The organism is Nonomuraea sp. NPDC049709 (assembly GCF_040674815.1).
In the GTDB taxonomy this organism is placed as follows: Bacteria; Actinomycetota; Actinomycetes; order Streptosporangiales; family Streptosporangiaceae; genus Nonomuraea.
This window is the reverse complement of the sequence record NZ_JBFANM010000004.1, coordinates 58,230-80,004: the sequence shown is the minus strand read 5'-3', so window position 1 is coordinate 80,004 and position 21,775 is coordinate 58,230. Positions and strand designations below refer to the sequence as shown.

Annotated in this window: 18 protein-coding genes; 6 read left to right on the top strand and 12 right to left on the bottom strand. The window is 72.6% G+C overall.

Annotated elements, in window-relative coordinates; genetic code table 11:
- Nucleotides 1-10: 10 nt before the first annotated feature.
- Nucleotides 11-1,357: an MFS transporter gene (locus AB0J69_RS05335; protein WP_364113095.1), complete on the bottom strand. Its 1,347-nt coding sequence runs from the start codon at nt 1,355-1,357 to the stop codon at nt 11-13.
- Nucleotides 1,358-1,403: 46 nt separating this feature from the next.
- On the opposite strand from AB0J69_RS05335, the gene AB0J69_RS05330 reads away from it, so the two are divergent.
- Nucleotides 1,404-1,937 carry a helix-turn-helix domain-containing protein gene (locus tag AB0J69_RS05330; protein ID WP_364113093.1) on the top strand — a complete coding sequence of 178 codons (534 nt, stop codon included), beginning with the start codon at nt 1,404-1,406 and terminating at the stop codon, nt 1,935-1,937.
- Between the two features lie 20 nt (nt 1,938-1,957).
- On the top strand, nt 1,958-2,578 hold the full coding sequence (locus tag AB0J69_RS05325; RefSeq protein WP_364113091.1) for a pyridoxamine 5'-phosphate oxidase family protein: 621 nt from the start codon (nt 1,958-1,960) through the stop codon (nt 2,576-2,578).
- A 2-nt stretch (nt 2,579-2,580) separates the two neighbouring features.
- Here the strand turns inward: AB0J69_RS05325 and AB0J69_RS05320 are convergent, their stop codons facing one another.
- Nucleotides 2,581-2,748, bottom strand: a complete 168-nt coding sequence (locus AB0J69_RS05320) for a hypothetical protein (protein WP_364113089.1) — start codon at nt 2,746-2,748, stop codon at nt 2,581-2,583.
- Nucleotides 2,749-3,232: 484 nt separating this feature from the next.
- On the opposite strand from AB0J69_RS05320, the gene AB0J69_RS05315 reads away from it, so the two are divergent.
- Nucleotides 3,233-4,345 (top strand): MFS transporter, encoded by a 1,113-nt coding sequence (locus AB0J69_RS05315; protein WP_364113087.1) that lies wholly within the window; start codon nt 3,233-3,235, stop codon nt 4,343-4,345.
- A gap of 76 nt (nt 4,346-4,421) precedes the next feature.
- A complete protein-coding gene (locus AB0J69_RS05310) occupies nt 4,422-4,673 on the top strand; it encodes a hypothetical protein (protein ID WP_357867527.1) in 252 nt (83 codons plus the stop codon).
- A gap of 7 nt (nt 4,674-4,680) precedes the next feature.
- Here the strand turns inward: AB0J69_RS05310 and AB0J69_RS05305 are convergent, their stop codons facing one another.
- The 8 genes from AB0J69_RS05305 to AB0J69_RS05270 all read right to left on the bottom strand — a co-directional run bounded on the left by AB0J69_RS05305 (nt 4,681) and on the right by AB0J69_RS05270 (nt 16,676).
- Nucleotides 4,681-5,775, bottom strand: a complete 1,095-nt coding sequence (locus AB0J69_RS05305; RefSeq protein ID WP_364113085.1) for a winged helix DNA-binding domain-containing protein — start codon at nt 5,773-5,775, stop codon at nt 4,681-4,683.
- A gap of 31 nt (nt 5,776-5,806) precedes the next feature.
- Nucleotides 5,807-7,510: an ABC transporter family substrate-binding protein gene (locus AB0J69_RS05300; protein ID WP_364113083.1), complete on the bottom strand. Its 1,704-nt coding sequence runs from the start codon at nt 7,508-7,510 to the stop codon at nt 5,807-5,809.
- Between the two features lie 30 nt (nt 7,511-7,540).
- Complete coding sequence (locus AB0J69_RS05295; RefSeq protein WP_364113081.1) at nt 7,541-9,562, bottom strand: ABC transporter ATP-binding protein; 2,022 nt, start codon at nt 9,560-9,562, stop codon at nt 7,541-7,543.
- A complete protein-coding gene (locus AB0J69_RS05290) occupies nt 9,559-10,470 on the bottom strand; it encodes an ABC transporter permease (RefSeq protein WP_364113079.1) in 912 nt (303 codons plus the stop codon). Before AB0J69_RS05290 ends, AB0J69_RS05295 begins: the two co-directional genes overlap by 4 nt.
- Nucleotides 10,467-11,453: an ABC transporter permease gene (locus AB0J69_RS05285; protein ID WP_364113077.1), complete on the bottom strand. Its 987-nt coding sequence runs from the start codon at nt 11,451-11,453 to the stop codon at nt 10,467-10,469. The genes AB0J69_RS05290 and AB0J69_RS05285 overlap by 4 nt, the downstream gene beginning before the upstream one ends.
- A 155-nt stretch (nt 11,454-11,608) precedes the next feature.
- The gene (locus tag AB0J69_RS05280) at nt 11,609-13,972 is read right to left on the bottom strand and encodes an AAA family ATPase (RefSeq protein WP_364113075.1); all 2,364 of its coding nucleotides are present in this window, start codon (nt 13,970-13,972) and stop codon (nt 11,609-11,611) included.
- Nucleotides 13,973-14,036: 64 nt separating this feature from the next.
- Nucleotides 14,037-14,933, bottom strand: coding sequence for a haloalkane dehalogenase (locus AB0J69_RS05275; RefSeq protein WP_364113073.1), 897 nt, complete (start codon nt 14,931-14,933; stop codon nt 14,037-14,039).
- Between the two features lie 15 nt (nt 14,934-14,948).
- On the bottom strand, nt 14,949-16,676 hold the full coding sequence (locus AB0J69_RS05270) for a hypothetical protein (RefSeq protein WP_364113071.1): 1,728 nt from the start codon (nt 16,674-16,676) through the stop codon (nt 14,949-14,951).
- Between the two features lie 261 nt (nt 16,677-16,937).
- On the opposite strand from AB0J69_RS05270, the gene AB0J69_RS05265 reads away from it, so the two are divergent.
- Complete coding sequence (locus AB0J69_RS05265; RefSeq protein ID WP_364113069.1) at nt 16,938-18,467, top strand: MFS transporter; 1,530 nt, start codon at nt 16,938-16,940, stop codon at nt 18,465-18,467.
- A gap of 8 nt (nt 18,468-18,475) precedes the next feature.
- Nucleotides 18,476-19,192: a DoxX family protein gene (locus AB0J69_RS05260; RefSeq protein ID WP_364113067.1), complete on the top strand. Its 717-nt coding sequence runs from the start codon at nt 18,476-18,478 to the stop codon at nt 19,190-19,192.
- 91 nt (nt 19,193-19,283) lie between these two features.
- Here the strand turns inward: AB0J69_RS05260 and AB0J69_RS05255 are convergent, their stop codons facing one another.
- Nucleotides 19,284-20,921: a PQQ-binding-like beta-propeller repeat protein gene (locus tag AB0J69_RS05255; RefSeq protein ID WP_364113065.1), complete on the bottom strand. Its 1,638-nt coding sequence runs from the start codon at nt 20,919-20,921 to the stop codon at nt 19,284-19,286.
- Nucleotides 20,903-21,733 (bottom strand): hypothetical protein, encoded by an 831-nt coding sequence (locus tag AB0J69_RS05250; protein ID WP_364113063.1) that lies wholly within the window; start codon nt 21,731-21,733, stop codon nt 20,903-20,905. The genes AB0J69_RS05255 and AB0J69_RS05250 overlap by 19 nt, the downstream gene beginning before the upstream one ends.
- Nucleotides 21,734-21,775 lie beyond the last annotated feature (42 nt).

Below are 21,775 nucleotides of genomic sequence, written 5' to 3'. Positions count from 1 at the left end.
TCCATCATGGTCATTTCCGGACGGCCAGCACGGCCAGCGCCGTGCCACCCGTGAGCACGACGCAGGCCGCCACCGCGACCGCCGTGCCCTGGGCCAGGCCGAAGGCCCCCACGAGTGCCGCCATCCCGGCGGCGCCCAGCGAGGAGCCGACGTACCTGGCGGTGTTGTTCGCCCCCGAGCCCATGCCGACCCGGTGCGCCGGCACGCTCTCGATCGCCAGGTGCGTGATCGAGGAGTTGATCAGCCCCGATCCCACCCCGCTCACCGCCAGCCCGCCGGCGATCAGCGGCAGGGACAGCGAGGAGCCCGCGCCCAGCAGCGCGGCGAACCCGGCCGCGCTCAGCCCCAGGCCCAGGGCCAGCCGCGCGGCCGTGCCGAGGCGTACGTGCCGGGTCAGCAGCGACGCCACGAACGACAGCCCCGACCAGACGCAGAACAGCAGCGCCGTGTCCAGCGGCGCCAGCCCGTGGGCCGTCTGCAGCACGGTCGGCAGGTAGCTGAGCAGCCCGACCACCGCCGCCCCCACGACCAGCGCCCCGCCGGTCGCCACCAGGAACGCCGGCCGCCCGAACAGCTCCAGGTCCAGCAGCGGCTCCGGCCGCCGCAGCTCGACCGCCACGAACGCCGCCAGCAGCACCACGGCCAGCGCGAACGCCTCGAGCACGACCGGCCGGCCCCACCCGGCGCGCCCCTCCGTCACCCCCGCGACCAGCGCCGCCACCCCCAGGCTGAGCAGCACCACCCCCGGCACGTCCAGCCTGCGCGGCACCTCGGAGCGCGACTCCTCCAGCACCCGGGCCGACATGATCGCCAGCACCAGCGCGCCGGCCGCCATCAGCCAGTACGCAGCCCGCCAACTCGTCACCGCGGCCGGCAGCCCGGACACCAGCGGCCCCACCGCGGTGCCCAGCCCGATCATGGCCCCGTACCGCCCGGTGGCCCGCACCCGCTCCGCCCCGGTGGGGAAGGCATGTCCCACGATGCCCAGGCTCGCCGCCAGCATCGCCGCGCTCGCCGCGCCCTGCACCAGCCGGGCCAGCACGAACACCGGCACGGTCGGGCTCACCGCGGCCACCACGCTGGCGGCGGCCAGCACGCCCGTGCCCGCGACGAGCACCCGCCGGCGCCCGTAGTCGTCGGCCAGCCCGCCCGCGACCAGCAACATCGAGGACAGCCCGAGCGCGATCGAGCCCAGGATCCAGACCGGCCCGGTCGGCCCCGCGCCCAGCGATCGCGCGGTCTGCGGCAACGTCACCATCGGCAGCGTGAAGTTGGTGAGCACGAGCAGCGGCGCCCACGACGCCACGGCGAGCGTCGCCCGGTGCTGCGACGTCATCGGTTCGGTCATTGAACTCATGCCGCGCACGCTAGCACGGTTCGGTGAATGAACTAACATGGGTCCCATGGCGCTCGGCAAGAACTACGACGGCCAGGACTGCGCGCTGGCCAGTGCCCTGGAAGTGATCGGTGAGCGGTGGACGCTGCTGGTCATCCGCGACGCCATGTACGGCGTGCGCCGCTTCGGCGACTTCCAGGCCCACCTCGACATCCCCAGGGCGGTCCTGTCCCAGCGGCTGGCCGCGCTCGTCGAGGCGGGCCTGCTGGAGCGCCGCCGCTACCAGGACGCGCCGCCCCGCGACGAATACCTCCTGACCCCCGTCGGCCGCGAGCTCTGGCAGCCCGTGCTGGCCCTGGGCCAGTGGAGCGACCGCCACCTGGCCGCGAACGGCCCCCGCCGCGTCTTCCACCACGTGCCCTGCGGCACCCGGCTCGACCCGCTGTCGGTCTGCTGCACCTGTGGCAGGAGCGTCCCGATCGAGGAGGTCGAGGTCCGCCCCGGCCCGGGGCTCGGCACAGACACGCGGCAGGACCAGGTGAGTCTCGCCCTTCGGACGCCCCACCGGATGTTGGCCCCGATTCCTGACAAAATTGGGTGAAACCCCCGAAGGGAGATCGCATGAGCTGGTCGGAGATCGAGTCGGAGGCCGAGCTGCGTGAGCTCCTCGGCGAGGTCATGCCGAGGGCGGCGACCAAGGAGCGGGTGCGCCTGCACGAGCGCGACCTCGAGTGGCTGGCGGCCTCGCCCTTCTGCCTGATCGCCACCTCGGACGAAGCGGGCAACTGCGACGTCTCGCCCAAGGGCGACCCGGCCGGCTTCGTCCACGTGATCGACGACGTGACGATCGCGATCCCGGACCGCCCGGGGAACCGCCGGGCGGACGGATTCCTCAATATCCTGAAAAATCCGCACGTGGGGTTGCTCTTCCTGATCCCCGGGCGCAACGAGACCCTGCGCGTCAACGGCCGGGCCCGGCTCGTCCGCGAGGCCCCGTTCTTCGACGAGCTGATCGTCAAGGGCCACCGCCCGCACCTCGCGCTGGTCGTCGAGATCGAGCAGATCTTCTTCCACTGCGCCAAGGCGTTCCTGCGCTCGGCGCTGTGGAAGCCGGAGAGCTGGGGGTCCGACGCCCTGCCGTCGCACGCGAGGCTGGTCAAGGACGTGCAGAAGGTGGAGGAGAGTCTCGAGGAGCTCGAGAGCTACTACGGCGAGTCGTACGCCAAGCGCCTGTACGGCTGACCTCAGGCGGCGGGGGTGGGGCCGCTGGGGAAGCGGATGATGTTCCGGCCGGTGTAGGCGCGGAGGTCGATCACCTTGGGATCGGCGGGAGGCTTACGGTGCCCGGCCGAGCGGATGTCGCGGATCTTGTGCCTGGCAACGTGTGGTGGCACCACCACAAGCCTCTTCATCGTGAGCCCCCCGTGATATTTCTGTTACCTATGTTATCTACAGATACCCCCGTAAGTTTGGTGTAAGGAGTAAGTCAATAGGGAAGTCTGCGACCTGCCGGCGACCGCAGGTCCAGCTCCGTGCTCAGCCGGGTGCGCCGCTTGGCGGCCGACTTCGTGACTCTGACGCGTTTCATGGTCTCCCCTTCCGAAAGCGCGTTCCGTTCTCCTTCTCAAGATCCCGCGCCGCGCCGGTCTGCGGCGTGCCGGCGGGAGCTTGCCGCCCGCCATGCGCGCCAACCTAATCCGGGCCGGCCGGCTCGCTCAATGCATTTGTACGAGTGCGCACACATTCGTCGTACGCCCCTATAGACCGCGACGGCCCGCCCTCTGTGACAACTCCGGCGAAAGAGATTCGACGCGCACCCCCTGCCCGGATGTGCGCGGCCGAGCCCGGAAGAAGATCCTTACTATGGCCTGACCGAAATCCGAAGGGGGCCGGTAGATGCCGCTGATCGCGGTCTGTGCGGCGTGGGCCGTGTTCTGGGGGTCGTGGTCGGCCCTGCTTCCCGCCGTCAAGCTGGAGCTCGGCCTGTCGGCGGGGGATCTCGGGCTGGCCCTGAGCGCCGTACCGGTGGGAGCGCTGCCCGCGATGGCGCTGGCGGGTCGGCTGGCCCGCGGGCGGGAACGCGCCGCGCTGATGGTCACGATGGGCCTGTTCGCGCTCAGCGTGGCCGCCATCGGGCTGGCCGCCTCCGCCTGGCAGCTCGCGCTGGCGCTGCTGCTGGTCGGCGCCACCAGCGGCGCCCTCGACATCGCGCTGAACCTGGCCACCGGCCGCGCCGAGCGGGAGAGCGGCCGACGCCTCTTCCAGCCCGTGCACGCCGCCTTCCCGGTCGTGGTCATCGCGGCGGCGCCGCTCACCGGCCTGGCCCGCTCGTACGGCCTCGACGTCGCCGCCGTGCTCCTGATCGTCGCGCTGATCGTGGCCGCCACGTCGCTGACCCTGCTGGCGCTGCCCCTGGGCCACGGCCGGCCCGACGCCCCTGCCGCCGGCGCCGGCCGGCGCCTGTGGGGTTCGGCGGTGGTGCTGGGGGTGCTGGCCGCCTGCGTCCTGGTCATCGAGAACTCGGTCGAGCAGTGGTCGGTGCTGCTGCTGGAGGAGCACCGGGACGCCACCCCGCTGGTCGCCAGCGCCGCGCCCTCGGTCTACATGGCGGCGCTGACGGCCGGCCGGCTGATCGTGCAGGCGCTGCCCCGGACGCCGCTCAGGGCGTTGTACCTGGTGGCCGGCCTCGGCGGCGGCGCCGGGATCGCCCTGGCGGGGCTGGGCGGCGGCGTGCCGCTCTCGCTGGCCGGGTTCGCGGTCACCGGGCTGGCCCTCGGCCCGCTGGTGCCCGCCCTGCTCAGCCGGGCCGCGGCCGACGACGCGAGCGGGACGATGGTGTGGGGGGTGTCGACCATCTCCTACACCGGGTTCGTGGTGAGCCCGCTGCTCGTGGCCGGGCTGAGCGGGTGGCTCGGCCTGCCCGCCGCCCTGGGCGCGCTGGGGCTCCTGGGCCTGCCCCTGGTGGCCCGCTTCGCCGTCGAGCGCCCGCGACGGAGGAAGGCGGTCTGAATATGGTGGTTTCTTGGGGAAAAGAGACCCAGGAACCGGGTATCCCCCCGGCGGATCGACTGCAAAGGGGATCACCATGGCTGTCTGCGAGACCTGCGGTAACGACTACGACATGGCGTTCGAGGTGCACGCGCAGGGAGCGGTGCACACCTTCGACTGCTTCCAGTGCGCGATCGAGGCGATGGCGCCCATCTGCGAGCACTGCGGCACCAAGGTCATCGGACATGGGGTGCAGTCGGGCGAGCACTGGTACTGCTGCGCCCACTGCGCCCGCGAGGAGGGCAACAAGGGCATCGTCGACCGCGTGATGGCCGGCACCTCGGCGTAGGCACCCGCTAGCCCGCGATCAGGGCGCGCATCCGCGCGACCGCCTCGTCGAGCGGGCCCTGCGGCACCGGGGCGGCGAGGTCGAGGGTGATGTCACCGCCCTTGGCCTCCCACACTCCGGCGACCCGCCCCTCGTGGACGACCACGGGGGAGATCCACCCTGCCTGCCTGCTGACCTTGGGCTTGAGCTCCGGCGGGAGCAGCGGGGCGAGCCCGCGGGGCGCGGCCAGGACGAACTGGTCGAAGCCCGGCAGCAGGTGCACCTCGGCCGACGGCTCGGTGCCGGCGACGTCGTCGAGGTGCTCGGTCAGCGCCGTCAGCGTCATGCCGTCGTCCGTCTCGACCTGCGTCAGCTCCGGCGCCAGGTCACGGAACCAGCCCTTCAGCACGGCCTTCCTGGCCACGCCGCCGAACAGCCAGGTGTCGAACATCTCCGGCGTGGCCGGGCCGTGCGCACCCAGGAAGGCACGGACCAGGCGCGGCCCCGCCTCCTCGTGCGGCGGCAACCCGGCCGGCCAGCCGGGCACCCAGGCGCGCGGGGCGGTGAAGGCCACCCGGCCGTCGAGCGGCGGCCCGTAGCACAGCTCGCCCAGCCGGCTCAGCGGCTTGAGCAGGGCGCCCCAGCCGGACGTGAGCGCCTGCTGGAGATGGGCGTCCCCGGTCACCTCCACCACGGCGTCAACCAGCTCTTCCCGGGTCAGCGCCCGCTCGCCCAGCGCGCGGGGCACCGCGTCGATGATCGCCTCGATCTCATCGGCGGTGACGCCGTGGCCGCGCTGCCAGGAGCCCTTCTCCCAGAAGCGCAGCGTGCTCAGCGCCGCGCAGTAGTCGGCGAGCTGGTCGGCGGGGACCAGGTGCAGGGTGCCGCGCATGATCCACGTCTTGACCAGCGTGCGCTCGCTCCACAGCGCCTTGTCGATCTCCTCGGGATCGGGCCTGGCGCTCCTGACCGCCACCGCCAGCCGGGCCGACGAGGCGACCTGGCTCTGCACGCCGCACAACCGCCGGGCGACGGCCACGGCGTTCTCAGCGCCGGCCCCGCTCACGAACTGCCGGCGCAGGCGCCAGGAGAGGATCTGGGGCCAGGTCAACCTCGTCGTCATACGTCCAGTAGTACACCGGGCCGCCGACACTTCAGCCCGTGAAGCCGATGTCCTCGTACTGGAGGTCGTAGAAGCCCCGCGCCCCCACGTTCGCCAGCGTCTGCCGCACGGCCACCATCTGCGGCCGCTGGTAGAGCGGGAGCACGTTCACCTCCTGCCAGATCAGCTTGTCGGCCGCGTTCGTCGCCGAGCGGGCCCGCACCGGCTCCAGGCTCTGCGCGGCCCGGCTCATGGCCTGGTCGATGGCCGCCGATCCGGTGCGCCCGAAGTTCGCGTTCCAGTTCTGGCCGTTGGTCGCGTTCGCGTAGATGCCGTAGCTGCTGGAGACCGGGAACGGCGTCCCGATGTAGGCGAACGGCGTGATGTCGAAGTTCCCGGGGATCACGTATTTGGTGAAGAAGTCGTCGCTGGGCACGGCCTTGATGGTGAGCTTGACCCCGATCTGGCCGAGCATGGTCTGCGCCAGCTCCCCCTCCGACTTGCTGATCTGCACCCCGGAGGGCACCACGAACCGCAGGTCGAGGGGCTTGCCGTTCTTCTGCCTGACGGACCCGCTCAGCTTCCAGCCGGCGGCGTCCAGCAGTTGCCGGGCCTTGCCCGGGTTGTACGCGCCGAGCTCTCCGGCGTTGTCCTGGTAACCCTCCTGGGTGTTCATGAAGAAGTGGTTGTTCAGCAGCGCGATCGGCCAGTCCAGCCCCTGCAGGTCCGACTGGGCGATGGCCTGGCGGTTGATGCCGAGCTGGATGGCCTGGCGCACGCTGCGGTCCCGGAGCAGCTCGCTGGAGCCGTTGAAGGTGAAGTGCCGGAAGTCGGGCCCGGCCGCCTCGCGCACCTGGGCCCCCGTGGTGGCCTTGGCACGCGCGTAGTCGGGCGCGGACGGCTGGATGTCGATGATGTCGAGCTCCCCGTTGCTGAACGCGCTGATCAGCGCGTCGTGCTCGGAGGCCCGATAGATGATCTTGTCCAGCTTGGCCCGGTCGCCCCACCACGCGTCGTCCCGCACCAGCGTGATCGTCTTCGCCGTCTGGTCGAACCCGCCGAACTTGAACGGCCCCGCCGTCACCGGGATCTTGTTCAGCCAGGCGGTGTTGAACGCCCCGGCGTCGTGGTTGGTGGAGGCCGGCAGCAACGGCCCGAACAGCGCCTGCCAGTCACCGAACGGCCTGGCGAACGTCACCACCACCTCGTGGTCGTCCTTGCCCCGCGCCACCTTCTCGATGTCCTGGTAGCCCGTGGACGAGGCGATCCGGAAGGCCGAGTCGCGCCCGTTGAGCGCCCGCCACTGCGCCTGGTAGTCGGCCCAGGTGATCGGCTTCCCGTCGGACCATTTCGCCTTCGGGTTCAGCGTGTACGTCACCACCTGCTTGGGCCGCTGGTCGGTCACCTTGGCGTCGACCACGTAGTCGTGGTCCACCGAGATCTCCGCCTTCTCGTTGGACGTGAACGGCGAGGGCAGCAGCGCGTTGCTGACCACGGCGGCCATGGCCAGGTTGCCGTCGACGTGGTTCCTGTTCCACTGCGAGGGGAACTCGTTGATGCCCCAGCGCAGCGTCCCGCCGTCCTTGACCTTGTCCCGCGGCTGCGGGTTGATGTCGAAGGCCTTGATCGTACGCTCGTCCCCGGCGCTGTCCTGGACCTCCGGGCCGCCCTGGTTGCCCCCACAACCCCCCAGCAGCAGCGAGCCCGCCAGCGAGCCCACCACCGTGGCGGCCACGACCAGACGTGATGCTTTCATCGAGCGAATTCCTCCTGGATCGAGCGAGGTCTATACGACTTCGCGCCTCTCTGCGTAATGGCAGGCCGCCCCCTGGTCGTCGCCCAGCAGCCGCACCTCGGGCTCGACGTCGACGCAGAGCCTGCGTTGCTCGTCGGTGAGCTCGGCGCGGAACTTGGGGCACCTGGTGCGGAATCTGCAGCCCGTCGGAGGGTTGGCCGGGCTGGGTAGGTCGCCTTCGAGCAGGATCCGCGCGCGGGAGCGCTCGCGTACGGGATCGGGCAGCGGGATCGCCGACAGCAGAGCCTGCGTGTACGGATGGGCCGGGGCGTCGTAGACGGCGTCCACCTGGCCGATCTCGGCGATCCTGCCCAGGTACATCACCGCCACCCGGTCGGCGATGTGCCGCACCACGGCCAGGTCGTGCGCCACGAACAGGTAGGACAGGCCGAGCCTGGCCCGCAGCGAGTCGAGCAGGTTGATCACCCCCGCCTGGATCGACACGTCCAGCGCGGAGACCGGCTCGTCCAGCACCAGCAGCCGGGGCTCCAGCGCGAGCGCCCTGGCGATGCCGATGCGCTGCCGCTGCCCGCCCGAGAAGTCCTGCGGGTAGCGGGCGGCGTGCGCGGGATCCAGCCCCACCAGGGCGAGCAGCTCGCCGATGCGCCGCCCGGGGTCGCGCCGGCCGTGCGTGCGCAGCGGCTCGGCCAGGATGTCGTAGACGGTCATGCGCGGGTCGAGCGAGGCCAGCGGGTCCTGGAAGACGACCTGCATGTCGCGTCTGACCTCGGTGCGCTCCGCGCGGCTCATCCGGGCGGTGTCGTGACCGAGCACGACGACGCCGCCCTCCTGGGGCGGGGTCAGCTCCAGGATCTGCGTCAGCGTGGTCGTCTTGCCGCTGCCCGACTCGCCGACCAGCCCCAGCGTCTCACCCTGCCGGAGGTCGAAGCTGACCCCGGCCACCGCGTGCACCGTGCCGACCCGCCGCTTGAACACCGCCCCCTTGAGCAGCGGGTAGTCCTTGACCAGGTTGTGCACCTCCAGCACGGCCCGCTCGCCGCGCACCCGCAGCGCGGTGCCGTCGCCCGGCGCCGCGTGCCGGCCGGGGCCACGCGGCCCCACTTCCTCCCAGCGGATGCACGCCGCCCGGTGCTCCTCGCCCACCTTGAACAGCGGCGGCTCCCGCTCGTCACACGCGTCGATCCGCATCGGGCAGCGCGGCGCGAACGGGCACCCGGGCGGCAGGGCCGAGGGCGACGGCGGGTTGCCCTCGATGGGCACCAGCGGCTGCCGCCCGTCGCGGTCCACGCGCGGGATCGAGCCGAGCAGGCCCACGGTGTACGGCATCCGCATCCGGTAGTAGATGTCGTCCACGCCGCCCACCTCGACGGGCCGCCCGGCGTACATGACCAGCACCCGGTCGGCGAACCCGGCCACCACCCCGAGATCGTGCGTGATCATGATGATCGCCGCGCCGGTCTTGGCCTGCGCCCGCTTCAGCACCTCCAGCACCTGTGCCTGGATGGTGACGTCGAGCGCCGTGGTCGGCTCGTCGCAGATGATCACGTCGGGGTCGTTGGCGATGGCCATCGCGATCACCACGCGCTGCCGCATGCCGCCGGAGAACTCGTGCGGGAAGGCCAGCGCCCGCTCGGCCGGGTGCGGGATGCCGACGAGCTCCAGCAGCTCGATCGCCTTGACCAGGGCCGTCTCCTTGCTGACCCGCTGGTGCACGCGCACGGCCTCGGCGATCTGGTCGCCCACCCGGTAGACCGGGGTGAGCGCGGACAGCGGATCCTGGAAGACCATCGACATGGACTTGCCGCGGACGGCGTTGAGCCTGCGCTCCGGCGCTCCGATCAGCTCCTGGCCGTGCAGGCGCACGGAGCCGGTGACGCGCGCCCCCGGCGGCAGCAGCCCCATGACGGCGGCCGAGGTGACCGACTTGCCCGAGCCCGATTCGCCCACGATGCCGAGCACCTCGCCCGGACGTACGGAATAGCTCACCCCCCGCACGGCGCGCACGTCGCCGAACGACACGTTGAGGTCGTTGACCTCGAGGACCGGGGTCATCGCGCCCCCCTCGCCGAGGACGGGTCGAACGCGTCGCGCAGCGCGTCGCCGACGAGGTTGACCGCCAGCACGGTGATCACCAGCAGCCCCGCCACGAACCAGAACGTCCACGGCGCGTAGACCGCGGTCTTGGAGCCGTCGGCGATGAGCGTCCCGAACGACACGTCGGGCGGCTGGATGCCGAACCCGAAGTAGGACAGCGAGGTCTCGGTGAGGATGGCGCTGCTGACGTTGAGGGTGGCGTCCACGATCAGCAGCGACGACAGGTTGGGGATCACGTGGCGGAAGATGATGCGCACCGGCGGCACGCCCATGTAGCGGGCGGCCTGCACGAACTCCCGCTCCTTCACCGAGATCGCCATCCCGCGCACGATCTTCGAGGTCACCATCCACAGGAACAATGCCAGCATGATCACGAACAGCCACCACTGCCCCGACCCGAACAGCGGCGACAGGATCGCCAGGATCAGGAACGCCGGCAGCACGAGCAGCAGGTCGGTCACCCAGCTCAGCGCCCGGTCGGTCCACCCCGGGAAATAGCCGGCGAACGCCCCCACCACGGCCGCCAGCGCCGTGGACACCAGCGCCGCAAGCAACCCCACGACCAGCGACTTCTGCATGCCGCGCAGCGTCACCGCGAAGACGTCGGAGCCTGTTTGGAGCGTTCCGAACCAGTGGCGCGGCGAGGGCGGCTGCATGAACGCGGTGAAGTCTTTGTCGGTGTAGGTCCACGGGCTGAACAGCGGCCCCACGAAGGCCAGCAGGAACATCAGCGCGAGCACCGCGAAACCGATCCGGCCCTGCGCGGAGCGGAAGAACCGCCCGGTGACCACCCGCGCCCTCGACGGCGCCCTGGTCAGAACGCCGTCGGTGAGCTCTTCCGCCCGCTCCTCGTCGGACAGCGTCATCGGGCCCGCACCCTCGGGTCGAGCGCGGCGTGCAGCAGATCGGCGGCCAGCGAGGCGCACAACACGGCGATGGCGGCCAGGAAGGAGATGGCAGCGACGGTGTTGACGTCGTTGCCGAAGATCGAGTTGATCAGCTGCTCGCCCAGCCCGTGCCAGCCGAAGATCTTCTCCGTGAACGTGGCCCCGGTCAGCAGCACCCCGAACGTGAACGCGAAATAGGTCACCACCGGGATCATCGCCGTGCGCAACGCGTGGCGGGTCAGCGCCTTGCGCCTGCTGAGCCCCTTGGCCCTGGCCGTACGGACGAAGTCGGCCCCCAGCACGTCGAGCATCATGTTGCGCTGGTAGCGGCTGAAGACCGCGATCAGCCCCATGGACAGCGAGATCGTCGGCAGGACCAGGTGTTGCAGCCGGTCGACCACGTGCCCCCAGAACCCGGTCGTCAGGCCGTCGCTGTATTCGCCGCTGACCAGGAACACCTGGCGGCCGAACAGGTGCTCGTTGGCCCACGAGGCCAGCAGGATGAGCATGTTGGCCAGCACCACCACCGGGACCGCGAGCACCACGAACGACAGGCCGGTCGAGAGCCGGTCGAACCACCCGTATTGCCGGACCGCCGCCAGCGCGCCGGTGAGCACCCCGAGCAGGCTGCCGAAGAGCAGCCCCAGCACGACCAGCCGGAAGGTGACGCCCATGCGGCGCTTGATGTCCTCGTTGACCGGCGCGCCCGCGACGGTCCTGCCGAAGTCGCCGTGCAGCAGGCCGCCCGCCCAGGTGGCGTAGCGCTGCAGCAGCGGCGTCTTGTCGTTGAGGTTGAGCGCGCTGAGCTGGGCGTCGACCACGGCCGGCGGGGGCTTGGGGGTGCGGTCGGCGTAGTTGGAGCGGGGATCCAGGGCGGTGGCCGCCAGCAGGTAGGCGAGGCTGGCCGCCACGGCGACGAGCACGGCGTAGTTGAGCAGCCTGCGGGCCAGGAACCCCGCCATCGCTCCCCCTCCGACGCGCACCCGCACGTAGCGGTGCCGGGCTTGGCCATCACCGACCCGCTCACTCTACGACATCACGCGGACACTATGAGGCAACATGCCATGGACTGGGACCCCTACCTTGTGGGGTTCCGGGAGGGGGCGCGGCGGCCGTTTCAGCGCCCGGCGAGCTCGTCCACGGCCGTGCGGACGTCCTCGCTCGTGATCGTGGTCAGGTCGGCCGAGCTGGCCGATCCGCCGCGCGCGGCGTGGGCGGCCAGCCGCACGTCGCGCCGCATGGCCGCCCGCTCGAACAGGGACCTGGCGAAGCGGCCGTTGCCGAGCCCGTCGATCAGCCGCTCCTCGCACACCCAGGCGAACACCTCGTCGAGACGGCTCAGCGCCTCTTCGTCGAACGAGTCGCCCGACTTCTCCGCCAGCAGCACCGCGATCTGCGACAGCTCGGCCGGCGAGTAGCTGGGGAAGGCCACCCGCTGGTTGAACCGGCTGGCCAGGCCCGGGTTGGTGGCCAGGAAGGCGTCCATCTCGCGCTCGTAGCCGGCCAGCACGATGACGAGCCGGTCGCGGTCGTCCTCGGCCCGCTTGAGCAGGGTCTGCACGGCCTCGGCCCCGAACGCGTCGCCGCCCTGGTAGCCGGGGTTGACCAGGCTGTAGGCCTCGTCGATGAACAGCACGCCGCCCAGCGCCCGGTCGACCAGCTCGTTGGTCTTGATCGCGGTCGCGCCGAGGTGCTGGCCCACCAGGTCGGCCCGGTGCGCCTCGACCACGTCGGGCCGGGCCAGCAGGCCGAGCGCGGCGAAGATGCGGCTCAGGACCCGGGCGACCGTGGTCTTGCCGGTGCCGGGCGGGCCGGCGAACACGAAGTGCCGCATCTGCTGCGGCGTGGGCAGCCCGCGCTCCTGCCGCATCCTGGCCACCTGGAGCTGGGCCGCGATCGCGTGCACCTGCCGCTTGACCGGGGCCAGCCCGGCCATCCTGTCGAGGTCGGCCAGCGCCTCCTCCAGCGTGGGGGTGGCGACGTAGCCGCGGAAGCGGGCGGTCAGCTCCTGGAACGCCTTGGTCACGTCGGGCGTGGTGGTGGTCACCAGGTCCTGGGTGGTCGGGGTGCCGCCGGCGCCCACCACGCGTACGTCGCGGGCCTGCGCGGCGGCCTCGACCAGGCTGCGGGCGAACCTGGCGTTGCCCAGCTCGTCGATCAGCCCGCGCCGGTGCACGTCGTCGTACAGGCCGAGCAGCACCCGGCGGGTCTCGGAGCCCATCGTGTCGCCCCTGCGCCGCTGCAGCAGCTCGGTGACCTCGACCAGCTCGGCGGGGGAGTAGCCGGGGAAGCGCACCCGGGTGGCGAACCTGCTGGCCAGGCCCGGATTGCTGGACAGGAACGAGCCCATCTCCTGCTCGTAGCCGGCCAGGATGATGATCACCCGGTCGCGGTCGTCCTCGGCCCGCTTGAGCAGGGTCTGCACGGCCTCGGCGCCGAACCTGTCGGGCTGCCCGTCGGAGGAGTTGACCAGCCCGTACGCCTCGTCGATGAACAGCACGCCGCCCAGCGCCCGGTCCACCAGCTCGTTGGTCTTGATCGCGGTCGCGCCCAGGAACTCGCCCACCAGGTCGGCCCGCTGCGCCTCGACCACGTAGGGGGTCTCCAGCAGGCCGAACGCGTAGAAGATCTTGGCCAGCGCGCGGGCGACGCTGGTCTTGCCGGTGCCGGGCGGGCCGACGAAGACGAAGTGCCTGGTGGGCCGCCCGGTGGTGTAACCGGCCTCGGCGCGCAGCCTGGAGGCCTCGATGGAGGCGGCGATCGAGCGCACCTGCTCCTTGACCGGCGCCAGCCCGATCATGCTCTCCAGCTCGCCGAGCGCCTCCTCGACGGAGATCTGCGGCGGCGCGCCGGTCTTGTCGTGCGGCGCCTCGGGCCTGCCCTCGCGGGCCCTGACGCGGACCTGCTGCTCCTGGGCGGCCACGCTCTCCGCCTTGGCCTTGCGGGCGAGCACGAACCGGTGGACGAGGACGGCCGCGGCGGCGGCGTAGGCGACCCAGACCGCGGTGCCGTCGGAGACGGGCGAGAGCGCGGCGGCGAGCAGGCCGGCGGGGACGAGCGCCATCAGCGTGCTCATCCACGGGGTCACCCAGCGGATCAGGTGGGCCGCGGCGGCGACCGGCAGGGCCAGCGCGACCATCGCGTGCACGGTCGCGGCGCCCGGGGGGAACAGCCCGGAGAACGCCACCAGAGCCAGGACGATCCAGCCCGCGACCACCAGCGCGGTGGCGGCGGCGCGCGGGAAGCGCATGGTCAGCGCGACGAACGCGAGCAGCAGGAGCACCAGGGGGAAGGTCTTGAGCAGGTCCCACCCGAGCGCCGCGCCCACCCCCATGGCGGCCACCAGGGCGACCACGTAGAGCACCCGGCGCACGGCCGGGGGAATCTGGAAATAACGCAGCCGAACCTTCTCGAACAGATCCCGCGCCGCGGCCCGCCCCAAGGCCTGGCCCCTGTCAGCGGCGCTGTCGGACTCACGCATCACGCCTCCCCGGTCCGCCCCCGGTTATACCGCACCGGACCGACTATTGGGCGGACCTGACACGCTAGGTGGAGGTCACGAAAAGGGCTATCTGACGCCCGAGTTCCGCCCCCGCGTCCTCTTGGAGGAAGTGCCCGGCGCCCTTGATCACGGGATGTTGCAGGCCGGCCGCGCCGCGCATCGTTTTGAGCAGAATGGGCGCCATGCCCCCCGTGATCGGATCGCTGTCGGAGAACGCCACCAGGAACGGCCGGTCCAGCGTGGTGAGGATCTGCCAGGCAGCGCGGTTGGCGGGCGCGGCGGGATCGGCCGGCGTGATCGGCACGAGGCCGGGCATGGCACGCGGTCCCGCCTTGTACGACTCGTCGGGGAACGGCGCGTCGTAGGCCGCCCGTACCTCCTCCGGCAGCTCGCTCCGGCAGCCCGCCTGGACCAGCCGGGCGATGTCCAGCACCGGTGCCTTGAGCACCGCGTCCCTGAAGCGGTGCCACACGTCAGGCATGGGAATGTCACCCGTCGGCAAGCCCGTGTTGGCGGCCACGATCCTGGCGACGCTCTCGGGGTGCTCGGCGGCGATCCGCAGCCCGATCAGGCCGCCCCAGTCCTGGCCCACGATCGTCATGCCGCCGAGGCCGAGGGCGTCGAGCAGCAGGGCGCGGGTCCACTCGACGTGCCTGGCATAGGTGTGGTCGGCCAGGTCGGCGGGTTTGTCGGAGCGGCCGAAGCCGACGAGGTCCACCGCGATCGCGCGCAGCCCGGCCGCGGCCAGCTCCGGCAGCACGTGCCGGTAGAGGAACGACCAGCTCGGCTCGCCGTGCAGCAGCACGACCGGCTGCCCGTCGGCGGGGCCCGTCTCGACGTAGGCCATGCGCAGGCCGTCGGCGACTTCGGCGTAGTGAGGCTCGTAGGGGAAGTCGGGCAGGTTCGCGAAGCGCTCTTCGGGCGTGCGCAGGGTTCGCATAGAACAAGATTCTACTCAGCGGCGCTGGTGACGTCCCGGGAACTCTCCCACCAGCACCTGCTTGGGCGTGACGCGCAGGACGTCCGAGTCGGCCAGGGCGATCCCGCGCACCTCGACCCAGAACCGCCGCTGCAGCGGGTCGGTCGCGAACACCGCCACCCTGGGGTCCTCCTCGATGGCCTCCCACGCCTCCGTCTCGGCGATCAGACGCAGCTCGCCCGAGGAGGTCACGGAGGCCACCGCCCCGGCGACCCGGGGGCCGAGGGCGTCGCCGTAGGACAGGACGATGCTGCGGGCGTACGAGAAGGTCTGGCGTACCTCCGAGTCCAGCGCCACCGACGGCTCGGCCCCCATGGGCAGGTCGCACATGAGCAGGGAGGCCCGCCACGGCCCCGGACCGCCCCGCCACCACGCGCGCACGGCGCGCGCCGCGAACACGACCGCCGCCGCCCCGAGCGCGCCCAGCCCGATCCGCCACGCCCACGCCGAGCCCAGCAGCCCGCCCGCCGCGCAGGCGGCGGCGGACAGCAGGACGAGCCCGGTCGCGGTGGCCAGCCACCGGTCGCCGCCCCGCCGGGCGCGCAGGTAGCCGCGCACCATCGGGTACGGCACCGCGAGCGCCGCCACCGCCGCCCTCGGCTCCAGCACCAGTGCCACGCCCGCCAGCGCCACCAGCACCGACCAGGTCCTGCCGAGCACGATCCAGAGCGTCACCCCGGCGTTCCGCCTGGCGGTCCGCTCGGTCGCGCGCACCGTCTCGGCCAGCGCCAGCAGCGGGCGCCCCCGCCACGTCTCCGCCAGCGCGCGCACGGCCGCCAGCGCCGGCCAGCCCAGCACCACGATGCCCGCCAGCCCGGCCCAGACCGGATCCAGCGAGGACGGCAGCGCCGGCACCGCCCCCAGGAGCAGCCAGGCGGCGTACGCGGCCACCGCCAGCGCAGCCGAGGCGACCGACACCCCGAGCCAGGGGTCCCTGCAGAGCATCGCCCGCGCGTACGGCCAGACCCCGACCCGCCGCGCCTGCCTGACCGTGAGCGGCGCCAGCAGCACGAGCATGGCGAAGCCGCCGATCTGCGCCTGGACGCCCCAGTCGAGGAAGAGCGCGCACGCGGCGACCGCGACCGTGGCCAGGGCGACCACGAGGCGCACCTGCCGGGACCACACCTCCAGCGCGCGCCTGGCCCGGCCCGTGTCGCGCGGGTCGACCGGCCAGGCCGGGTCGTGGTGCGGCCGGGGCCGGTCCCAGCGCAGCAAGGCCAGGCCGAGGTTGACCCGGGCCTGCGGATCGCCGGGGTCCAGGGCGAGGGCGGTCCGGTACGACCGCTCGGCACGGGCGTGCTCGCCGCGCAGCAGGGCCAGGTCGCCCAGCATGACCTCGGGTCCCGGCTCCTCCGGCGCGAACTTCCGGGCCAGCGTCGCGTGCTCGACCGCCTCCGCCCACCGGCCGGGCACGCGGCGCAGCACCGCCGCCAGGCGCAGCCGGGCCGGCCAGGAGCCGCGGCCCAGGTCCACGGCCCGCTCCGCGGCGGGGACGGCGTCGGCGTCGCGGCCCAGCCTCTCGTGGGCGAGACTGATCAGCCGCTGCGGCCACTCGGCGGCCGGCTCCAGGTCGGCGGCGCGGCGGGCGGCGTCCAGCGCGGACTCGGGGCGGCCGGCGTTCAGCCTGGTCAGGGCCTCGTCACACCATTCGCGTGAGGACCAGTCGGAAAAGTTGCCTTTTGTGCCACTTGCGTCGGTCCCCACGAGTCCCATGATCGGTTGGCGGGGCAATGTTGGATAGATACCGACATATGGCTGTATCTCTCTAGAGAGGTAGGGGGTGACCCCGGATCAGCCGATACCGCTATGACAAGTCCGTGGCATGGCCTAAGCTGCCACGCAAGCCGGAGCGCCGGAGCCAGGCGGCTGAGCTCGGGAGGAGTGAGCGCCGCCCCATGGCTCCGCCGCCTGTCGATGAACAGCACGTGCGGGCCCTGGGAAACGGATCGGCCTGCAAGGAGGCCCATGACCGTCACACAGGCCGCACCCCTCGTACGGACTGCCGACCGGGAGCACCACGACCGCCGCTGGGCCATTCTCGTGCTGCTCTGCCTGAGCCTGCTGCTGATCACGGTCGACGCCACCGTCCTGCACATCGCGGTCCCCGCGCTCACGGCCGCCCTCGAACCCTCCGCGGTGCAGCTGCTCTGGATCATCGACATCTACTCGCTGGTGGTCGCGCCGCTGCTGATCGTGTTCGGCACGCTCGGCGACAGGTACGGCCGTAAACGGCTGGTCCTGTGGGGCTTCGTCCTGTTCGGCGTGGCCTCGGCCGGCGCCGCGTGCGCCCCGACCCCGCTGACGCTGATCACGGCCAGGGCGCTGCTCGGCGTGGGCGGTGCGATGATCATGCCCGCCACGCTGTCGCTGATCCGCCAGGTGTTCACCGACAGGCGCGAGCGGGCCGTCGCGCTGGGCGTCTGGAGCGCCGTCGCCGCGGCCGGAGCGGCGGTCGGGCCGCTGATCGGCGGCGTGCTCGTCGGCTTCTGGTGGGGCGCGGTCTTCCTCATCAACGTGCCGATCCTGCTGGTGCTGCTGCCCGCCGCCGTACGCCTGCTGCCCGAGTCCCGCGTGCGCAAGGGCCGGCCATGGGACGCGGTGAGCGCCGCGCTGTCGGTGTTCGGCATCCTGGCGCTGGCGTTCGGGCTCAAGGAGGCGGGCTCGGGCAGCCTGATGCCGTTCTGGGCCGCGGCGGTGGTGTTCCTGACGGGGCTGGGGCTGCTCGTGGCGTTCGTACGGCGGCAGACCCGCCTGCGCGAGCCGTTCCTGGAGATCGGGCTGTTCCGGCGGCGCGCGTTCACGACCGGGGTCGCCGGCGTGCTGCTGGGCGTCTTCGCGCTGGTGGGCCTGCAGCTCATGCTCGCCCAATACCTGCAGCTCGTCCTCGGCGACAGCCCCGTGCGCGCGGCGCTCAGGATGTTGCCCCTGGTCGTCTCCGCCATCTTCGGCGGGCTCGCCGCCGCCCACATCCTGCCCAGGATCGGCATGCGGGCCACCATGAGCGGCGGGCTCGGGCTCGTCGCGCTGGCCCTTACCCCCACCCTGACCTGGGGGGTCGAGGGCCATCCCGTGATGCTGGCGGTGTGCTTCATCGGCATCGGGTTCGGGGTGCAGGTGGCGCTGCTGGCCGCCTCCGACACGATCATGGCGTCGGCCTCCGAGTCCCAGGCGGGCGGGGCCGCGGCCATCGAGGAGACCGCGTACGAGCTGGGGGCCGGGCTGGGCGTGGCCGTGCTCGGCACGATCACCGCGATCGTCTACGCGCCGGGGCTGCCCGCCGTGCCCGGGGTGTCCGAGGGCGGCATGGACGAGGCCAGGCAGTCGCTGGCCTCGGCCGCCCACGTCGCGCACGAGATCGGCGGCAACGCGGGCGGCGCGCTGCTCGACGCCGCCCGGTGGGCCTTCGTCAACGCCCTGCACACGACCGTGGTCGTGAGCGTCGTCCTGCTCAGCCTGACCGCCGTCGCGGTGGCCGTGCTGCTCAGCCGTGATTGAGGTGTGCCATGTCCCGATTAGGGCAGTCAAGTACCGTGAAACAGGTCCTTCGTGATCTTGCCGCTTTAGTCGCCCGCATTGGTGTGGGCGGTATCTTTTTCGCCAACGGCTGGACCAAGCTGGAAGACGGTCTGAAAGTCACCGGGGCGAACTTCCTCCAGCAGGGTGCCCCCGCACCCCGCGCCTGGGCCACGGTCACCATGCTCGCCGAGCTGATCGGCGGCGCGCTGCTCATCGCCGGGCTCGTGGTCTCCGCCACGGGGCTGATCCTCTTCGCCGAGGCACTGGCGGTCTTCCTGGTGGCCCCTCCGCTCAATCCCATCACCATGAACGAGCTGATCCTCCTCGGAGCCGCCTCGCTCCTGCTCGCCGTGGTCGGCGCGGGGCGCGTGTCGGTGGACCACATGGTCGTGATCCGGCGGAGGGAGTCGGAGGCGGCCGACGAGTTCGCCGCCGACACGGAGGCCGACCGGGTCATCGCCTCGTTCCGAGATCCGGACCGGCCCGATCCGCCCGGGAGCACCCCGGCCGCGGACCCGGCCCCGTCCCCGGAGGACGGAACCGCGGTCACGGAGTCGGACGACACGGCGCCGCACCCGCGGCCCCGCGTACCGGCGGGGGAGCCCAAGCGCAACGAGGAGCCGTCGGCCGCGCCGGGCGACACGCTGGTGGCGGGCCGCAAGAAGCCCGCGGCCCGCGGCCGCCGCCCCGCCTCCACCGACTGACCCCGAGGGCTCGCTCCGGCGCCGCACCCCAGGGGTGATGGCGCATGCGGCGTGTCAGCGGCCCAGGCGGTGCGCCGCACCCCAGGGCGTGTCAGCGGCCCTGGAGGTGCGCCGCACCCCCAGGGCCGTACGTCGCGTCGGCGCTGCTGAGGCGGGCGGCCACCGCCAGGGCCGTGCGCCGGGTCAGGGCCGGGTCGCCGACGGCCTGGACGGCGGCCAGGACCCGGCCGCCCGCCGCCCACGCGTACGTACGCCGGCCGGCGCGGTCGGGTGCCGAGCCGAGGTAGGCCCCTTCGCCGAGCCGCAGCACCGCCGGGTCCGCGGCGGCCTTCGTGGCGGCCAGCAGCCGGACGTCGGCCTCCGTCGCGGCGACCCACGTGATGGCCACCCGCACCTGGGCCCCGGCGTCGTCCGGCGGGACGAACGTGCACGTGCTCGGCCGCGGCCAGCGCAGCCCCAGATGCCCGCCGGTGCCCGGGACCGGGAGGTACCCGGGCGGCGCCGCCGGGCCGAGGAGCGCGCACGCGTCGGGCCAGCGCCCGGGCGGCACGGGCAACGACGGCGGCAGCCCGGTCCGCCCGTGGAAGGTGTAGGCGGTCAGGCGGCCACCACCGGGACGGATCTCGTACACGAGCACGTCGCGCGCGGTGGAGCCGACGACGGACGCGGCCCGCTGGGCGACCGGCAGGCGCAGCACGGCCCGTGTCCCGTCGGCCAGGGAGATGACCTCGACCAGGCCGGGTTCGAGCCCGCTGAAGAGATTTCCCACCGCGTGGCGAGCCGTCAGATGGCCGGCGCCGGGCAGGTGGTCCTCGAGGCTCTCCGCTCCGGTGCGCGGCCTCAGCGACGTCCGCCAGGCGACCCGCCCGTCGCGCAGCGCGGTGATCAGCCGGGCGCCGCCCACGCTGTGGACGACCAGCGTGAGCGCGCCGGCGTGCACCGCCGTCGTCCTGGCGACCTGCGGGAAGGTGTCCGGCACCCGCGCGACGAGCCGGCCGCGGGAGTCGAGGACGGTGAGGAGCCCGTCGATCGAGGCGGTGATCAGCCCGGTGGACGAGATCTCGGTGTTGAGGATCTGGTCGGGCGCGCCGGGGACCTCACGGGTCCAGGCCACCCGTCCGGTGCGCGGGTCCACGCCGCGCACCACGCCCTTGCCCCGGCAGTCCGCGGTGAGGACGGGGAGGCCGGCGCCGCTCAGGCCAGGTGAGGCACAGCCCGGCGGCCACGGCAGGGTCCACGTGTCGCGGCCGGTCGCCGGGTCGAGCCCGCGCAGGCCGTCGTGCGCGGCCCAGGCGATGCCGGTGGGCGTCAGGGCCGAGGCCCTGGCGTGCGGGAGCGCGCGGGACCACGTCGTGGCGCCGGCGAGCGGGTCGTGCAGGCTGATGCGCTGCCCGGTCCCCTCGTCGACGCGCACGGCGAGGGACTCCCCGACGAAACGCACGTCCATCGTGGCCCCGAGCGGAGGCTCGGCCAGCGGGAAGGTGCTCACCAGCCGCCCCGTCCCGGCGTCGTGGACGCGGACGGAGCGCGGCCGGGCGGATCGTACGGCCAGCAGGGAGCGCCCGCGGATCGTCGCCGTGGGCACGTGGAGGTCGATGCCCTCGTCGCCCAGCGGCCCCAGGTCGACGCTCCAGGCGGCGGTGACCCCCGCCCGCTCCGGCTCGGCCGCCCGGCTCCCGGCGGCGCAGGCGAGGACGAGCGCGCCGGCGATCAGCGCCCGGAGTCGCATGCCCGGTCCGGCTCGAAGAACACGCAGGCCGCCCGGCCGGTGGCGGCCCGCAGCCCCACGCCGGTGTTGAGGTAGACCGTGCCGTAACCGGTGTGGCGCTCGGGGGCCCCGGTGACCCGGAACGGCCGTCCCGCCTGATCGGTGACCGTGATGCGCTCCGCCCGGTCGCCGCCGCCGGGCACGTATTCGACCTCCAGGTTGAACGCGTGACTGCGGGCTCCGGCGCGGATCTCGAGGCCGAGCTCGGTCTGCTCGCCCTGTTTCAGTGACAGGCTCTGCCGCCCGAAGTAGGGCTGTCCGGGCCTGCCCGCGCTGGTGAAGAACCGGCGGGGAGCATCGAGGTCCACGGTGAGCTGCGGGTTCTGCTCCGCCGTCTCGCTGGGGAACTCGACGAAGGCGCCGGTGATGTTCGGCCGGTCGCCGGTGACCTCTTTCACGCGTACGTCCGTGATGCGGACGGGGGCGCGGTCGGCCTCGAACACGACGCGCACGCGCATCCACTCCACCCAGGCGCCGCCCAGCCGCCCGGCCAGGTCGAGGAAGGCGGGATCGTCGAAGCGGCCGGTCAGGAAGATCGCCCGGTCCCGCGGCGTCACGGGCAGGGCGGGCACGGCCAGGTGCGGGTTGCGGCCGGTGGCGGGCAGCACCGTGGCACGCAGCGCGGGCTTGCCGAGGCCGAGCAGGTCGGCCGGCCGGACGATCAGGCTGAGCGCGTCGGTCGCCCACGCCGTGATGACCGCGGTGAGTATCCCACCGGCCCATAGCAGGATCTTGGTGCGCTTTCCGCCTTCGGGCTCATTCTTTTCCGGCACGAGAACTCAATGTAACGCACCGAATACATTCGGTGAGGATTG

What these genes read in the sequence shown, in the direction of transcription:
- AB0J69_RS05335 (WP_364113095.1), bottom strand. Translation starts at nt 1,357, where the DNA reads ATGAGTTCAATGACCGAACCGATGACGTCGCAGCACCGGGCGACGCTC.
- AB0J69_RS05330 (WP_364113093.1), top strand. Translation starts at nt 1,404, where the DNA reads ATGGCGCTCGGCAAGAACTACGACGGCCAGGACTGCGCGCTGGCCAGT.
- AB0J69_RS05325 (WP_364113091.1), top strand. Translation starts at nt 1,958, where the DNA reads ATGAGCTGGTCGGAGATCGAGTCGGAGGCCGAGCTGCGTGAGCTCCTC.
- AB0J69_RS05320 (WP_364113089.1), bottom strand. Translation starts at nt 2,748, where the DNA reads ATGAAGAGGCTTGTGGTGGTGCCACCACACGTTGCCAGGCACAAGATC.
- AB0J69_RS05315 (WP_364113087.1), top strand. Translation starts at nt 3,233, where the DNA reads ATGCCGCTGATCGCGGTCTGTGCGGCGTGGGCCGTGTTCTGGGGGTCG.
- AB0J69_RS05310 (WP_357867527.1), top strand. Translation starts at nt 4,422, where the DNA reads ATGGCTGTCTGCGAGACCTGCGGTAACGACTACGACATGGCGTTCGAG.
- AB0J69_RS05305 (WP_364113085.1), bottom strand. Translation starts at nt 5,775, where the DNA reads ATGACGACGAGGTTGACCTGGCCCCAGATCCTCTCCTGGCGCCTGCGC.
- AB0J69_RS05300 (WP_364113083.1), bottom strand. Translation starts at nt 7,510, where the DNA reads ATGAAAGCATCACGTCTGGTCGTGGCCGCCACGGTGGTGGGCTCGCTG.
- AB0J69_RS05295 (WP_364113081.1), bottom strand. Translation starts at nt 9,562, where the DNA reads ATGACCCCGGTCCTCGAGGTCAACGACCTCAACGTGTCGTTCGGCGAC.
- AB0J69_RS05290 (WP_364113079.1), bottom strand. Translation starts at nt 10,470, where the DNA reads ATGACGCTGTCCGACGAGGAGCGGGCGGAAGAGCTCACCGACGGCGTT.
- AB0J69_RS05285 (WP_364113077.1), bottom strand. Translation starts at nt 11,453, where the DNA reads ATGGCGGGGTTCCTGGCCCGCAGGCTGCTCAACTACGCCGTGCTCGTC.
- AB0J69_RS05280 (WP_364113075.1), bottom strand. Translation starts at nt 13,972, where the DNA reads ATGCGTGAGTCCGACAGCGCCGCTGACAGGGGCCAGGCCTTGGGGCGG.
- AB0J69_RS05275 (WP_364113073.1), bottom strand. Translation starts at nt 14,933, where the DNA reads ATGCGAACCCTGCGCACGCCCGAAGAGCGCTTCGCGAACCTGCCCGAC.
- AB0J69_RS05265 (WP_364113069.1), top strand. Translation starts at nt 16,938, where the DNA reads ATGACCGTCACACAGGCCGCACCCCTCGTACGGACTGCCGACCGGGAG.
- AB0J69_RS05260 (WP_364113067.1), top strand. Translation starts at nt 18,476, where the DNA reads ATGTCCCGATTAGGGCAGTCAAGTACCGTGAAACAGGTCCTTCGTGAT.
- AB0J69_RS05255 (WP_364113065.1), bottom strand. Translation starts at nt 20,921, where the DNA reads ATGCGACTCCGGGCGCTGATCGCCGGCGCGCTCGTCCTCGCCTGCGCC.